This is a genomic window from Mycobacterium cajalii, assembly GCF_045809005.2.
Lineage (GTDB): Bacteria > Actinomycetota > Actinomycetes > Mycobacteriales > Mycobacteriaceae > Mycobacterium.
In genome coordinates this window covers 806,585-819,469 of sequence record NZ_CM141436.1, presented here as the reverse complement: position 1 = coordinate 819,469, position 12,885 = coordinate 806,585, and the positions used below count along the sequence as shown (strand labels likewise).

Here is a 12,885-nt window from a genome sequence, read left to right as displayed (position 1 = left end):
AGTGGCTGAGCACCTCCCGGCCGGGACCGTGAAGACCGACGGCCGAAAACGGCGTTGGCACCAGCACAAGGTGGAGCGTCGCAACGAGTTGGTCGACGGCACGATCGACGCGATCCGTCGCCAGGGCCGTTTCGTGAGCATGGACGAGATCGCCGCGGAGATCGGGGTGTCCAAGACCGTGCTGTACCGCTACTTCGTCGACAAGAACGACCTGACGACGGCGGTGATGATGCGCTTCGCGCAGACCACCCTGATCCCCAACATGGCGGCCGCGCTGTCGTCGAACCTCGACGGCATCGACCTGACCCGCGAGGTCATCCGGGTGTACGTCGACACGGTGGCGTCCGAACCCGAGCCGTACCGGTTCGTCATGGCAAACAGCTCGGCCAGCAAGAGCAAGGTGATCGCCGACTCCGAACGCATCATCGCGCGCATGCTCGCCGTGCTGATGCGCCGGCGCATGCACGAGGCCGGGATGGACACCGGCGGGGTGGAACCGTGGGCCTATCTGATCGTCGGCGGGGTCCAGCTGGCCACCCACTCCTGGATGTCGGACCCGCGCATGACCAGCGACGAGCTCATCGACTACCTGACCATGCTCAGCTGGAGCGCGCTGCGCGGCATCGTCGAGGTAGGCGGGTCGCTGGACAAGTTCCGCGCGGAGCCGCACCCCTCGCCGATCGTCCCGCCGCCCGGGGAATGAGGCCGTCGCGTCCGCCCGAATACCGGCAAAACATTTCCCTTTCGGGATCGCAACGGTCGCGCGTGACGTACCCGGCGTAAGGGGACTTTGACCGAGAGAGCGGCTAGCATGCAGGGGATGCGTAGGGGGTAGTTCGGGATGCGCCGTTGACTGCGCCCGTGCCTCAGTAACACAGAAAGGCCCATTACGTGATGTCCGTGCAGCTCACGCCGCATTTTGGCAACGTGCAAGCTCACTACGACCTGTCCGACGACTTCTTTCGGCTGTTCCTGGACCCCACCCAGACCTACAGCTGCGCCTACTTCGAGCGCGACGACATGACGCTGCAGGAGGCGCAGCTCGCCAAGATCGACCTGTCGCTGAGCAAGCTCGCGCTCGAGCCGGGGATGACCCTGCTCGACATCGGCTGCGGCTGGGGCGCCACCATGCGGCGGGCCATCGAGAAGTACGACGTCAACGTGGTGGGCCTGACGCTCTCGGAGAACCAGGCCGAACACGTGCAGGAGACGTTCGACCAGATGGACACCGCCCGCTCGCGGCGGGTGCTGCTCGAAGGCTGGGAGAAGTTCCACGAACCGGTCGACCGGATCGTCTCGATCGGCGCGTTCGAGCACTTCGGCCGCCAGCGCTGGGGCCACTTCTTCCACATGGCCCACCGGGTGCTGCCGGCGGACGGCCTCATGATGCTGCACACCATCACGCGTCCCACCTTCAAGGAGGCCCGGGCGAAGGGCAGGCCGCTGACCCACGAGGTCGTTCACTTCACCCAGTTCATCCTGGCCGAGATCTTCCCGGGCGGCTGGCTGCCGACCATCCCGTCGGTCGAGGAGCACGCGCTCGCGGCGGGCTTCGAGGTGACCCGGATCCAGTCGTTGCAACTGCACTACGCGAGAACCCTGGAGCACTGGGCCGCCGCCCTCGAGGCGAACAAGGACCACGCCATCGCGATCCAGTCCGAAGAGGTCTACGACCGGTACATGAAATACCTCACCGGCTGCGCCAAGCTGTTCCGTCAGGGATACACCGACGTCAACCAGTTCACGCTGGAAAAGTAGCGGCGCGGCGCGCCCCGGTTCGTCAGCGACGATCCGGGGCGTCGCTCACTTCACCAAAGTGAATTGCCCCACATTGCTGATGCCTTTACGGAAGAAGTTCTCACACCCGGTCAGATAGTGCATGTACCGGTCGTAGACCTCTTGCGATTGGATGGCGATCGCCTTTTCTTTGTTGGCCTCCAGATTGGCCGCCCAGATGTTGAGGGTCCGCTCGTAGTGCTCGCGCAGCAATTGCACTCGCTCGACGGAAAACCCGGCGGGCTCGGCGAATTTGACAATGTCTTCCTCGGTCGGCAACTGTCCGCCCGGGAAGATCTCGGTGCCGATGAATCGCGCGAACCGGATATCGCGCATGGTCAGGGAGATGCCGAGCGCCGACATCTGCTGCCAGTGGTAGGTCAGGATGGTGTGCAACAGCATCCGGCCGTCGTCGGGCAGAATGTCGTGGGCGCGCTCGAAGAACGCGGGCCAGCGATCCGCCTTGAATGCCTCGAAGGCGCCGATGCTGACGATCCGGTCGACCTTGTCCTCGAACTCTTCCCAGCCCTGCAACCGCACCTCGATGTTGCGTTCGGTGGGAATACCGGCGAGCCTCTTCTTGCTGTACGCGAACTGGTTGCGGCTCAACGTGATTCCGATGACGTTGACGTCGAACTTCTCGACCGCGCGCTGCAGCGCGCCGCCCCAGCCACACCCGATGTCGAGCACCGTCATGCCGGGTTCGAGGTTCAGCTTGCCCAGCGCGAGGTCGAACTTCGCGTTCTGCGCCTCCTCCAGCGTCATGTCGTCGCGCTCGAAGTACGCGCAGGTGTAACCCATGGTGGGGTCTAGGAATAGCGCGAAAAACTCATCGGAGACGTCGTAGATCGATTGCGACTCTTCGTAGTAGGGCTGCAGCGCTGTCATGCTCTTGGTGAACCTCCCGACTGTTGAACGGGAGAATAGTAACCGATCGGCGGGAGCATGTCATACAGGCTCAGTAGGCGTAGAAACCCCTGCCCGACTTCTTGCCGAGCCGGCCCGCCTCCACCATGCGCAGCAGCAGCGGCGGCGGGCCGTATTGCGGCTCCTTGAATTCGTCGAACATCTTGTCCGCGATCAGCTTGAGGGTGTCCAGGCCGACGAGGTCGGACAGCCGCAGCGGGCCCATCGGATGCGACAGCCCGGCAACCACGGCCTTGTCGACGTCCTCCACGCTGGCAAAGCCGGCCTCAACCATCCGGATCGCCGACAGCAAATACGGCACCAGCAGCGCGTTCACGACGAAACCGGAACGGTCCGAGCACCGCACCACCTGCTTGCCCAGCACCGCGCCGGCGAACTCCTCGGTGCGGGCGGCGGCGGCTTCGTCGGTGACCAGCGTGCTGACCAGCTCGACCAGCGGCAGCACCGGGACGGGATTGAAGAAATGCAGGCCCAGCACGCGCTGCGGGTTCTTGGTGGCCGCGGCGATCTTCATGATCGGGATGCTGGAGGTGTTGGACGCCAGCACCGCGTCCGGGTCGGTGACGACCCGGTCCAGCTCGGCGAAGACCTTCGCCTTGACCGCCTCGTCCTCGACGATGGCCTCGATCACCAACTGCCGGTCGGCCAGGTCCTTCAAGTCGGTGGTGAAGGTGAGTTTGCCCAGCGCGCGGTCGCGCTCCCGTTCGGTCACCTTGCCCGCGCTGACGCCGCGCTCGAGCGACTTCACGATGCGGTTGCGGCCCGCCGTGATCAACGCCTCGGTGGTCTCGAACACCGTCACGTCGACACCGGCACGGACCGAGACCTCGGCGATGCCGGATCCCATCTGGCCGGCCCCGATTACCCCTACCCGCTGGATCGCAGCTGCGTCGCTCACCCGAGTTCTCTTTCGCGTCGTATTGTCCTGCACCGCAATTGGCCCCGCCCGACAGCGCCGGGCGGGGCCAATGCTACTTCAGCTGATACTCAGTGCACCGAGCGTGTAGCCATTGCGAAAAATCAGCCGAAAACTCGCAGCAGGTTCACGCTCGGCGCCAACGCCCTCAGTGGAACTGGCCCTCTTCGGTGGAGCCGGTCAGCGCGGTCGTCGAGGAGTTCGGGTCGACCGTGGTGGCGATGCGGTCGAAGTACCCGGCACCGACCTCACGCTGGTGCTTGGTCGCGGTGTAGCCGCGCTCCTCGGCGGCGAACTCGCGCTCCTGCAGCTCGACGTAGGCGCTCATCTGGTTGCGGGCGTAGCCGTAGGCCAGGTCGAACATCGAGTAGTTCAGCGCGTGGAAGCCGGCGAGCGTGATGAACTGGAACTTGAACCCCATTGCGGCAAGCTCTTTTTGGAACTTCGCGATGGTGCTGTCGTCGAGGTGCTTGCGCCAGTTGAACGACGGCGAGCAGTTGTAGGCCAGCATCTGGTCGGGGTAGGAGGCCTTGACCGCCTCGGAGAACTTGCGCGCCAGCTCGAGGTCGGGGGTCCCGGTCTCCATCCAGATCAGGTCCGCGTACGGGGCGTAGGCCTTGGCACGCGCGATGCAGGGCTCGATGCCGTTGCGGGTGCGGTAGAAGCCCTCCCGCGTGCGCTCGCCGGTGATGAACGGCCGGTCGCGCTCGTCGACGTCGGAGGTGATCAGCGTGGCGGCCTCGGCGTCGGTGCGGGCGATCACGACGGTCGGGACGTCGCACACGTCGGCGGCCAGCCGGGCCGACGTCAGCGTGCGGATGTGCTGCTGGGTCGGGATCAGCACCTTGCCGCCCAGGTGGCCACACTTCTTCTCCGACGCCAGCTGGTCCTCCCAGTGGGTGCCCGCGACGCCGGCGGCGATCATGGCCTTCTGCAGCTCGAAGACGTTGAGGGCGCCGCCGAAGCCGGCCTCGCCGTCGGCGACGATCGGCGCCAGCCAGTTCTCGACCGAGGTGTCGCCCTCGATCTTGGCGATCTGGTCGGCGCGCTGCAGGGCGTTGTTAATCCGGCGAACCACCTGCGGCACCGAGTTGGCCGGGTACAGGCTCTGGTCGGGGTAGGTGTGGCCGGACAGGTTGGCGTCACCGGCGACCTGCCAGCCCGACAGGTAGATCGCCTTGAGGCCGGCGCGCACCTGCTGGACGGCCATGTTGCCGGTGAGGGCGCCCAGCGCGTTGACCCACTCCAGGTCGTGCAGCTCGTCCCACAACACCTCGGCGCCGCGGCGCGCCAGCGTGTTCTCCTCGACGACCGTTCCCTGCAGCGCGACGACGTCTTCGGCGCTGTAGGTGCGGGTCACGTCCTTCCAGCGCGGGTTGGTGTCCCAGTCCTGCTGGATCTTCTCGGCGCTCTTCGGGGTGCCAACGACAGACATCGGGCTTGACTCCTTAACAAACTTTGATCGTCGAGGCCGGTGCCGCCTTGCGGCGTAGCTACGGGCCCGACTTCGCTGATGTGCTAACTCGACGATGGCACAGCGTGCGGACCGGAGTCCACCCATTTCAATTGCCAATTTCGGCAACGAGTTCCGCCGAGTTTGCAAATCTTGCGAAGGCGGCCGAAAACTTAACCGTTTCAGAAACTACCGGTCAGTAATCGCAAAGTCGCAGGTCAGGCGCGCATTTGCCGGCGGACCCGCGCCGGGCGGCGGGGGTCAGAGTGCGAAGAGCGCGGCGACGGCTTTCGTCTCGTCACCGACCGCATATGTGAGCGTCGTAACAGCCCGGTCGGCCAGGTCGGCGCCGAACCGGTCGGTCGATCCCGCCGGGTGGACGTGGGAGATGATCTCGAGCTTGTCGCCCAGCGCCACCGGCGCCTCGTGTTCGATGGTCACGCGCAGCGGGCCCGCCAGCAGCTCGGTGTGCGACGCGAGATAGTCCTCGATCACGCTCCAGTAGACCGAGTTGTTCATGTGGTCGAACAGGTCGATGTCGGTGACGCGCACCGGGAACTCGTGGATCTCGCCCGCGTCCTCGCGACCACCGGGCTTCAGGTAGCCCTTCCAGCGCAGCCGGCCGACGTCGGTCGTCTTGCGCAGCCCGTCCAGGAAGTCGTCGGCGATGCGCGAGGGCATCTGGGTGTCCCGGTTGATGTTGATCCAGAACGCCTCGGACTCGATCAGCCCGCCCTTGCGGCCGTCGACCCGCACCCGCATCTCGCACCACCGGTTGGAGGTGCCCGAGCACCATCTGCGCAGACGCAGCATGTCCTGGAACTCGATCGGGCGGATCAGGTCCACCATGGTGCGGCGGACGATCCACAACGGATGGGTCTCCTCGAACCCCATCTCACGCAGCTGGTCCTGCCCGATGTCCTGGATGTGCCGGGCGGCGGCGTCCAGCCGCAGCCGGCCGGTGCGGTCGATGTCGCCGACCCGCAGCGGCCATTCGCGATCGAACACGTCGGGGTGGCCATCCGGGACCGGCATCATTCTCTTATCCAGGCTCACGGCGTCGCTCCCCGTACTCTTGTCGGCACCCAAGCTTGACGCCGGGCCCGATGCGAATCATGCCAATGACGTTCCCCGAATACCAATTGTGACAAAGCCGTATCCGGATGCCAACTCTGCAAAGCCGGTCTTCGCAGGACGGGTAGGCTCGCTGGCGTGTCGAAGACATTCGTCGGCTCGCGCGTGCGCCAGCTGCGCAACGAGCGCGGGTTCTCCCAGGCCGCGCTGGCTCAGATGCTGGAGATCTCGCCGAGCTACCTCAACCAGATCGAGCACGACGTGCGACCGCTGACGGTCGCCGTGTTGCTCCGGATCACCGAGGTGTTCGGGGTGGACGCGACCTTCTTCGCCTCGCAGGACGACACCCGACTGGTGGCCGAGTTGCGCGAGGTGACGATGGACCGCGACCTCGACATCGACGTCGACCCCACCGAGGTCGCCGAGATGGTCAGCGACCACCCCGCCCTGGCCCGGGCGGTGGTCAACCTGCACCGGCGCTACCGAATCACCACCGCACAACTGGCCGCCGCCACCGAGGAGCGGTTCTTCGACGGCAGCGGCACCGGGTCCATCACCATGCCCCACGAAGAGGTCCGCGACTACTTCTACCAACGTCAGAACTACCTGCACGAGCTGGACACCGCCGCCGAGGACCTCACGATCCAGATGCGGCTGCACCACGGCGATCTGGCCCGCGAGCTCAACCGCCGCCTCACCGAGGTGCACGGGGTGCACATCAACCGGCGCATCGACCTCGGCGACACCGTGCTGCACCGCTACGACGCGGGGACCAAGACCCTCGAGATCAGCACCCACCTGTCGCTGGGCCAGCAGGTGTTCAAGATGGCCGCCGAACTGGCCTACCTCGAGTTCGGCGACCTGATCGATACCCTGGTCGAGGAGGGAAAGTTCACCAGCGACGAGTCGCACACCCTGGCCCGGCTGGGGCTGGCCAACTACTTCGCCGCGGCCGCGGTGCTGCCGTACCGCCAGTTCCACGACGTCGCGGAGAACTTCCGCTACGACGTCGAGCGGCTGTCGTCGTTCTACGCGGTGAGCTACGAGACGATCGCGCACCGGCTCTCCACGCTGCAACGGCCGTCGATGCGCGGCGTCCCGTTCTCCTTCATCCGGGTGGACCGGGCGGGCAACATGTCGAAACGCCAGTCCGCCACCGGTTTTCACTTCTCCTCCAGCGGCGGCACCTGTCCGTTGTGGAACGTCTACGAGACGTTCGCCAACCCCGGCAAGATCCTGGTGCAGATCGCCCAGATGCCCGACGGGCGCAACTACATGTGGGTGGCCCGCACCGTGGAGCGCCGTGCCGCGCGGTATGGTCAGCCCGGTAAGACCTTCGCGATCGGGCTGGGCTGCGAACTCCGCCACGCGCACCGGCTCGTCTACTCGGAAGGACTCGACTTGTCGGGTGAGATCGCCACACCGATCGGCGCGGGTTGCCGTGTCTGCGAACGCGACAACTGCCCGCAGCGGGCGTTCCCGGCGTTGGGGCGCGCGCTCGACCTCGACGAGCACCGCAGCACCGTGTCCCCCTACCTGGTGAAGCAGCCATGACCGGGGGGCCGGGCCGCATTCCCTCGACGACGAAGCTTCGCGACCTGGGGCTGATCAACTGGGTGGCGGCGCGGGTGATGGCGCGCACCGTGCGGGCGCCGGAGATGCACCTGTTCACCACGCTGGGCCGGCACCGGCGGCTGCTGTGGTTCTGGATGCCCTACTCCGGCGCACTGCTGCGGGGCCGGCTGCCGCGGGCCGACGCCGAGTTGGTGATCCTGCGCGTCGGGCACGTGCGCGGGTGCGAGTACGAGTTGCAGCACCACCGGCGGATGGGCCGCCAGGCGGGCCTGGACGCGGCCACCCAGGTTGCGATCTTCGCCTGGCCGCACTCCGCCGACGGCGCCGCCGCGCTCGACGCCCGGCAGGTCGCGCTGCTGCGGGCCACAGACGAGTTCCTGGCCTACCGCAGGCTGACCGGCGCGACCTGGCAACAGCTGGCATGCCACCTCGATCAGCGACAGTTGATCGAATTCTGTTTGTTGGCAAGCCAATACGACGGGCTCGCCGCGACGATCACCGCGCTCGACATTCCGCTGGACAATCCGCGCGAGAGGAGCTAGAGGTAGGTGTCGGCCACCACGGCCACCGTCAGGACCACGGGCAAAAGCGGCAGCCCGGCCGCGAACGCCGCCCAGGCGTGGCTGCGGCGTCGCCGCAGCCACCATGCCCAGGCCGCGCCGCCGGCACCGAGCACGACCGCCAGCAGCAACACCGGCGGAGCCCACCGGCTCACCGTGGTGGTGTCGTTCCCGATCGAAAAGGCCACCAGCCACAGGACGTAACCGGTGGCCACGCCGCCGACGGCACCGACGATGGTGTCACCGCGGATCATCGCACCGCTGCCATCAGAAGTTGATCATGTGGCCGGTCAGGCCGTGGAAGCACTCCTGCAGCGCCTCGGACATGGTCGGGTGGGTGTGCACGTTGCGGGCCAGTTCGGCCGCGGTCAGGTCCCACTTCTGCGCCAGCGTCAGCTCGGGCAGCAGCTCCGACACGTCGTGGCCGATCAGGTGCCCGCCCAGCAGCTCGCCGTGCGTGGCGTCGGCGACCAGCTTGACGAAACCGCTGGGGTCGCCCAAACCGTGGGCCTTGGCGTTGGCGGTGAACGGGAACTTGGCGACCCGAACGTCGTATCCCGCGTCCCGGGCCTGCTCCTCGGTGAGCCCGAAGCTGGCCACCTGCGGCTGGCAGAACGTCGCGCGGGGCAGCATGCGGCAGTCCCCCAGCGGCAACGTCTCGGCCCCGGCGATGGTCTCGGCCGCCACCACCCCCATGGCCTCCGCGACGTGCGCCAGCATCAGGAAGGCGGTCACGTCGCCGATGGCGTAGATGTGGGGAACGCTGGTGCGCATGTACTCGTTGATGCCGATGCCCCGGTATTCGTTCAGCGCCACGCCGACCGTCTCCAGGCCGTAGCCCTCGACGTTGGGCGTGAACCCGATGGCCTGCAACACCTTTGCGGCCTTGAGCTCCTCGGGCTTGCCGTCCTTGCTGACCGTCACGGTGACCTGGGCGCCACTGGATCCAGGGTCGGAGATCGACTCGACCTTGGTCCCGGTGACGATCTTGACGCCCAGCTTCTTGAACTGCTTCTCGATCTCCTTGGACACCTCGGCGTCCTCGTTGGGCAGCGCGCGGGGCAGGAACTCCACGATGGTCACGTCGACGCCGTAGTTTTTCAGCACGTAGCCGAACTCCATGCCGATCGCGCCGGCGCCGGCGATGATGATCGACTCCGGCAGCTCCCGGGACAGGATCTGCTCCTCGTAGGTGACCACGTTGGCCGACAGCGACGTGCCCGGCACCAGCCGGGTGCTGCTGCCGGTCGCGATGATGGCGTTGTCGAACGTGACGTCCTGATTGCCGCCCTCGTTCAACTCGACCGACAGGGTGTGGTCGTCGGTGAACCTGCCGTACCCGTGGATCTCGGTGATCTTGTTCTTCTTCATCAGGAAGTGCACGCCGGCGACGCGGCCCTCGGCGACCTTGCGGCTGCGGTCGTAGGCGATGCCGTAGTCGAACGTCGCCTCCCCGCCGATGCCGAAGGTCTTGGCCTCCTTGGTGAAGATGTGGGCCAGCTCGGCGTTGCGCAGCAGCGCCTTGGACGGGATGCAGCCGACGTTGAGGCAGACCCCGCCCCAGTACTTCGGTTCGACGATGGCCGTGTTCAGGCCGAGCTGAGCGGCGCGAATGGCGGCGACATACCCGCCGGGGCCCGCTCCGAGGACGACGACGTCATAGTGAGAAGTCACGAGCCCACCCTAGTGGGCGGCCGGGCCGGTCGTTAATACGGAATGATCCCGACCAGGCAGTGGCCCGTCTGCTGGCAATAGTAGAAGCCGTACAGCGGCGCCGCGGCGGCAACGGAGGCCAGCGGCCCCGACATCACCGCCACCGACAGCGCCGAGACCAGCGGCCGCCCTTCGGTCATCGCCAGCATCACGCCGCCCACGGCGCAGGCCATGACGTAGACCAGGACCACGAACACCGGCAGCGACTTGTCGATCGTGGTGTACCACCACGAGAACAGTCCCAGTCCCACCGGCGCCGCCGCGGACCACACGCCGGCGATCACCAGCGCCAGCTTCCACCACTTCAGGTAGAGGTAACGCCCGGGAACGGTGACCGGCACCGGCGCCCCGGTCGGCTCGCGCTCCGCCGGCGCATTGGGCGGCTCGGAGGGCGGCTCGGGCGCCTCGGGCCCGGTGACCACGGGCACCGGCTGCGAGCCGGTGTCGTCGGAGAAATCGGGGACCCAGGACTGGGTGCCGGTGTGCTCGTCGTCCGAGAAATCCGGCACGAACGCCGCGGTGCCCGGGCCGGACTCGGGGTCGTGATCCTCAGCCACCGGCGACCACCCGCAGGGCGACGAGCACACCGAACCATCCCGGCCCGAGTCCGAGGACGAACGCGCCCAGCGTCGTGACCCAGCGCCGCCCGGAGAACAGGATCGTCAGCAGCCCGGTGACGGTGGGAATCCCGACCACCAGCGCGATCGCGACGACCGGGCGGATGCCGGCGTGGGCCACCGAGGTGAACGCGACCCCGGCCAGCAGCCCGGCCGCGCAGCCGAGGAGCATGGCGCTCGCCAGCAGCCAGGGACGCGGAAGCGGGATCACGGTGACGAGATTACTGCGGTTTCCCGGTGGGGGGACGGCACGTTGCCGCCGCGGCCGCGGTGTCGCGGACCACCACCTGACCCCGCACCGGCGGGCGCTGCCCCCGCTCGTAGGCGGCGCCGGTGACGACGGGCGCGGCGCGCACCAGGGCCTGCTCCCCGTCGGTGAAGACGCGGCCGCGGGACAGGAACCGCACCCCTTCGGGGGCCTCCAGGCTGAATCCGCCGCCGCGGCCCGCGACCACGTCGATCACCAGCTGCGTGTGCTTCCACACCTCGTACTGCGGGCCCGAGATCCACACTGGCACCCCGTCCCCGACGTCGAGCACCCCGAGCAACACGTCGCGGTCGCCGACGAGGAAGTCCCCTTGCGGGTAGCACATCGGCGACGACCCGTCGCAGCAGCCGCCGGACTGGTGGAACATCAGCGGGCCGTGGCGTTCGGCCAGCCGCGCGAGCAACTCGGCGGCGGGGGCGGTGATGACGGCCCCCACCGGGGCACCCGGGTCCATCAGAAGAAACCGAGCGCCTTGTCGGAGTAGGACACCAGCATGTTCTTGGTCTGCTGGTAGTGCTCGAGCGCCATCTGGTGGCACTCGCGCCCGAAGCCGGACTGCTTGTATCCGCCGAACGCAGCGTGCGGCGGATACACGTGGTAGCAGTTCACCCACACCCGCCCGGCCTGGATGTCGCGGCCGGCCCGGTAGGCGGTGTTGCCGTCGCGGCTCCACACGCCCGCGCCCAGACCGTAGAGGGTGTCGTTGGCGATCGCGATCGCGTCGTCGTAGTCGTCGAACGACGTCACCGTCACCACCGGGCCGAAGATCTCCTCCTGGAAGACCCGCATCGCGTTGTTGCCGGAGAAGATCGTCGGCTGCATGTAGTAGCCGCCGGACAGGTCACCGCCGAGCTCGGCGCGCTCGCCGCCGCAAAGGACCCTCGCGCCTTCGTCTTTGCCGATCTCGATGTAGGACAGGATCTTTTCCAGCTGGTCGTTGGAGGCCTGGGAACCCAGCATCGTCTCGGAGTCGAGCGGGTCGCCCTGCCGCACGGCCTTGGCGCGGATGGCGGCCAGCTCGAGGAACTCGTCGTAGATGTCGGACTGGATCAGGCTGCGCGACGGGCAGGTGCACACCTCGCCCTGGTTGAGGGCGAACATGGTGAACCCTTCCAGGGCCTTGTCGCAGAAGTTGTCGTGCGCCGCCATCACGTCGGAGAAGAAGATGTTGGGGCTCTTGCCGCCGAGCTCGAGGGTGACCGGGATCAGGTTCTGGCTGGCGTACTGCATGATCAGGCGCCCGGTGGTGGTTTCGCCGGTGAACGCGATCTTGGCGATGCGGTTGCTCGACGCCAGCGGCTTGCCGGCCTCGGCGCCGAACCCGTTGACGACGTTGACCACCCCCGCCGGCAAGAGGTCGCCGATCAGCGACATCAGGTAGAGCACCGACGCCGGTGTCTGCTCGGCGGGCTTGAGCACCACCGCGTTGCCGGCGGCCAGCGCCGGCGCCAGCTTCCAGGCGGCCATCAGGATCGGGAAGTTCCACGGGATGATCTGCCCCACCACCCCGAGCGGCTCGTGGAAGTGATAGGCGACGGTGTCCTCGTCGATCTGGCTCAGCGAGCCCTCCTGGGCGCGCAGCGCCGCGGCGAAGTACCGGAAATGGTCGGCCGCCAGCGGGATGTCGGCGCTCATGGCCTCGCGGATCGGCTTGCCGTTGTCCCAGACCTCGGCGACCGCCAGCGCGAGCTTGTTCTCCTCCATCCGGTCGGCGATCTTGTTCAGGATCGCCGCCCGCGCGGCCGGCGCGGCCTTGCCCCAGGCCGGTGCCGCCGCGTGCGCGGCGTCGAGCGCCTTCTCGACGTCGGCCGCATCCGAGCGGGCCACCTCGCAGAAGGCCTGGCCGGTCACCGGCGTCGGGTTCTCGAAGTACCGGCCGCCCACCGGTGCGACCCACTGCCCCCCGATGAAGTTCCCGTACCGGGACTGATACGACATCAATGCCCCGGCCGTACCCGGACGTGCGAAAACAGTCATCTGCTCGGCTCCTCGTTCTCACCGCTGTA

14 protein-coding genes are annotated in these 12,885 nt (G+C 67.3%); 4 read left to right on the top strand and 10 right to left on the bottom strand.

What is annotated here, in order from left to right:
* Window position 1 precedes the first annotated feature (1 nt).
* Window positions 2–703, top strand: a complete 702-nt coding sequence (locus ACJ512_RS03840) for a TetR/AcrR family transcriptional regulator (RefSeq protein ID WP_407685287.1) — start codon at window positions 2–4, stop codon at window positions 701–703.
* 191 nt (window positions 704–894) lie between these two features.
* Window positions 895–1,758, top strand: a complete 864-nt coding sequence (gene pcaA / locus ACJ512_RS03835; RefSeq protein ID WP_407685219.1) for a cyclopropane mycolic acid synthase PcaA — start codon at window positions 895–897, stop codon at window positions 1,756–1,758.
* Between the two features lie 45 nt (window positions 1,759–1,803).
* On the opposite strand, the gene ACJ512_RS03830 is transcribed toward pcaA, so the two are convergent.
* From ACJ512_RS03830 to ACJ512_RS03815, 4 genes are all read right to left on the bottom strand, one after another.
* The gene (locus ACJ512_RS03830) at window positions 1,804–2,664 is read right to left on the bottom strand and encodes a cyclopropane mycolic acid synthase family methyltransferase (protein WP_407685218.1); all 861 of its coding nucleotides are present in this window, start codon (window positions 2,662–2,664) and stop codon (window positions 1,804–1,806) included.
* Between the two features lie 70 nt (window positions 2,665–2,734).
* The gene (locus ACJ512_RS03825; protein ID WP_407685217.1) at window positions 2,735–3,601 is read right to left on the bottom strand and encodes a 3-hydroxybutyryl-CoA dehydrogenase; all 867 of its coding nucleotides are present in this window, start codon (window positions 3,599–3,601) and stop codon (window positions 2,735–2,737) included.
* A gap of 166 nt (window positions 3,602–3,767) precedes the next feature.
* Window positions 3,768–5,054 (bottom strand): isocitrate lyase, encoded by a 1,287-nt coding sequence (gene aceA, locus ACJ512_RS03820; RefSeq protein WP_407685216.1) that lies wholly within the window; start codon window positions 5,052–5,054, stop codon window positions 3,768–3,770.
* Between the two features lie 279 nt (window positions 5,055–5,333).
* On the bottom strand, window positions 5,334–6,128 hold the full coding sequence (locus tag ACJ512_RS03815; protein WP_407685215.1) for an acyl-ACP thioesterase domain-containing protein: 795 nt from the start codon (window positions 6,126–6,128) through the stop codon (window positions 5,334–5,336).
* Window positions 6,129–6,284: 156 nt separating this feature from the next.
* Here ACJ512_RS03815 and ramB point away from each other — a divergent pair, with 156 nt between their 5' ends.
* Together ramB and ACJ512_RS03805 are read left to right on the top strand one after the other, a co-directional pair.
* Complete coding sequence (gene ramB / locus ACJ512_RS03810) at window positions 6,285–7,700, top strand: acetate metabolism transcriptional regulator RamB (RefSeq protein WP_407685214.1); 1,416 nt, start codon at window positions 6,285–6,287, stop codon at window positions 7,698–7,700.
* Window positions 7,697–8,263, top strand: coding sequence for a carboxymuconolactone decarboxylase family protein (locus ACJ512_RS03805; protein WP_407685213.1), 567 nt, complete (start codon window positions 7,697–7,699; stop codon window positions 8,261–8,263). The genes ramB and ACJ512_RS03805 overlap by 4 nt, the downstream gene beginning before the upstream one ends.
* On the opposite strand, the gene ACJ512_RS03800 is transcribed toward ACJ512_RS03805, so the two are convergent.
* The 6 genes from ACJ512_RS03800 to exaC are packed head-to-tail and all read right to left on the bottom strand — an operon-like array spanning window position 8,260 to window position 12,856.
* The gene (locus tag ACJ512_RS03800; protein WP_407685212.1) at window positions 8,260–8,535 is read right to left on the bottom strand and encodes a hypothetical protein; all 276 of its coding nucleotides are present in this window, start codon (window positions 8,533–8,535) and stop codon (window positions 8,260–8,262) included. The genes ACJ512_RS03805 and ACJ512_RS03800 overlap by 4 nt on opposite strands.
* 13 nt (window positions 8,536–8,548) lie before the next feature.
* Window positions 8,549–9,955 (bottom strand): dihydrolipoyl dehydrogenase, encoded by a 1,407-nt coding sequence (gene lpdA, locus ACJ512_RS03795; protein WP_407685211.1) that lies wholly within the window; start codon window positions 9,953–9,955, stop codon window positions 8,549–8,551.
* Between the two features lie 32 nt (window positions 9,956–9,987).
* Entirely contained in the window at window positions 9,988–10,551 is a 564-nt protein-coding gene (locus tag ACJ512_RS03790) for a hypothetical protein (protein ID WP_407685210.1), read from the bottom strand.
* Window positions 10,544–10,822: a putative holin gene (locus ACJ512_RS03785; protein ID WP_407685209.1), complete on the bottom strand. Its 279-nt coding sequence runs from the start codon at window positions 10,820–10,822 to the stop codon at window positions 10,544–10,546. Before ACJ512_RS03785 ends, ACJ512_RS03790 begins: the two co-directional genes overlap by 8 nt.
* 10 nt (window positions 10,823–10,832) lie before the next feature.
* Window positions 10,833–11,333 carry a DUF779 domain-containing protein gene (locus tag ACJ512_RS03780; protein ID WP_407685208.1) on the bottom strand — a complete coding sequence of 167 codons (501 nt, stop codon included), beginning with the start codon at window positions 11,331–11,333 and terminating at the stop codon, window positions 10,833–10,835.
* The gene (exaC, locus tag ACJ512_RS03775; protein WP_407685207.1) at window positions 11,333–12,856 is read right to left on the bottom strand and encodes an acetaldehyde dehydrogenase ExaC; all 1,524 of its coding nucleotides are present in this window, start codon (window positions 12,854–12,856) and stop codon (window positions 11,333–11,335) included. Before exaC ends, ACJ512_RS03780 begins: the two co-directional genes overlap by 1 nt.
* Window positions 12,857–12,885 lie beyond the last annotated feature (29 nt).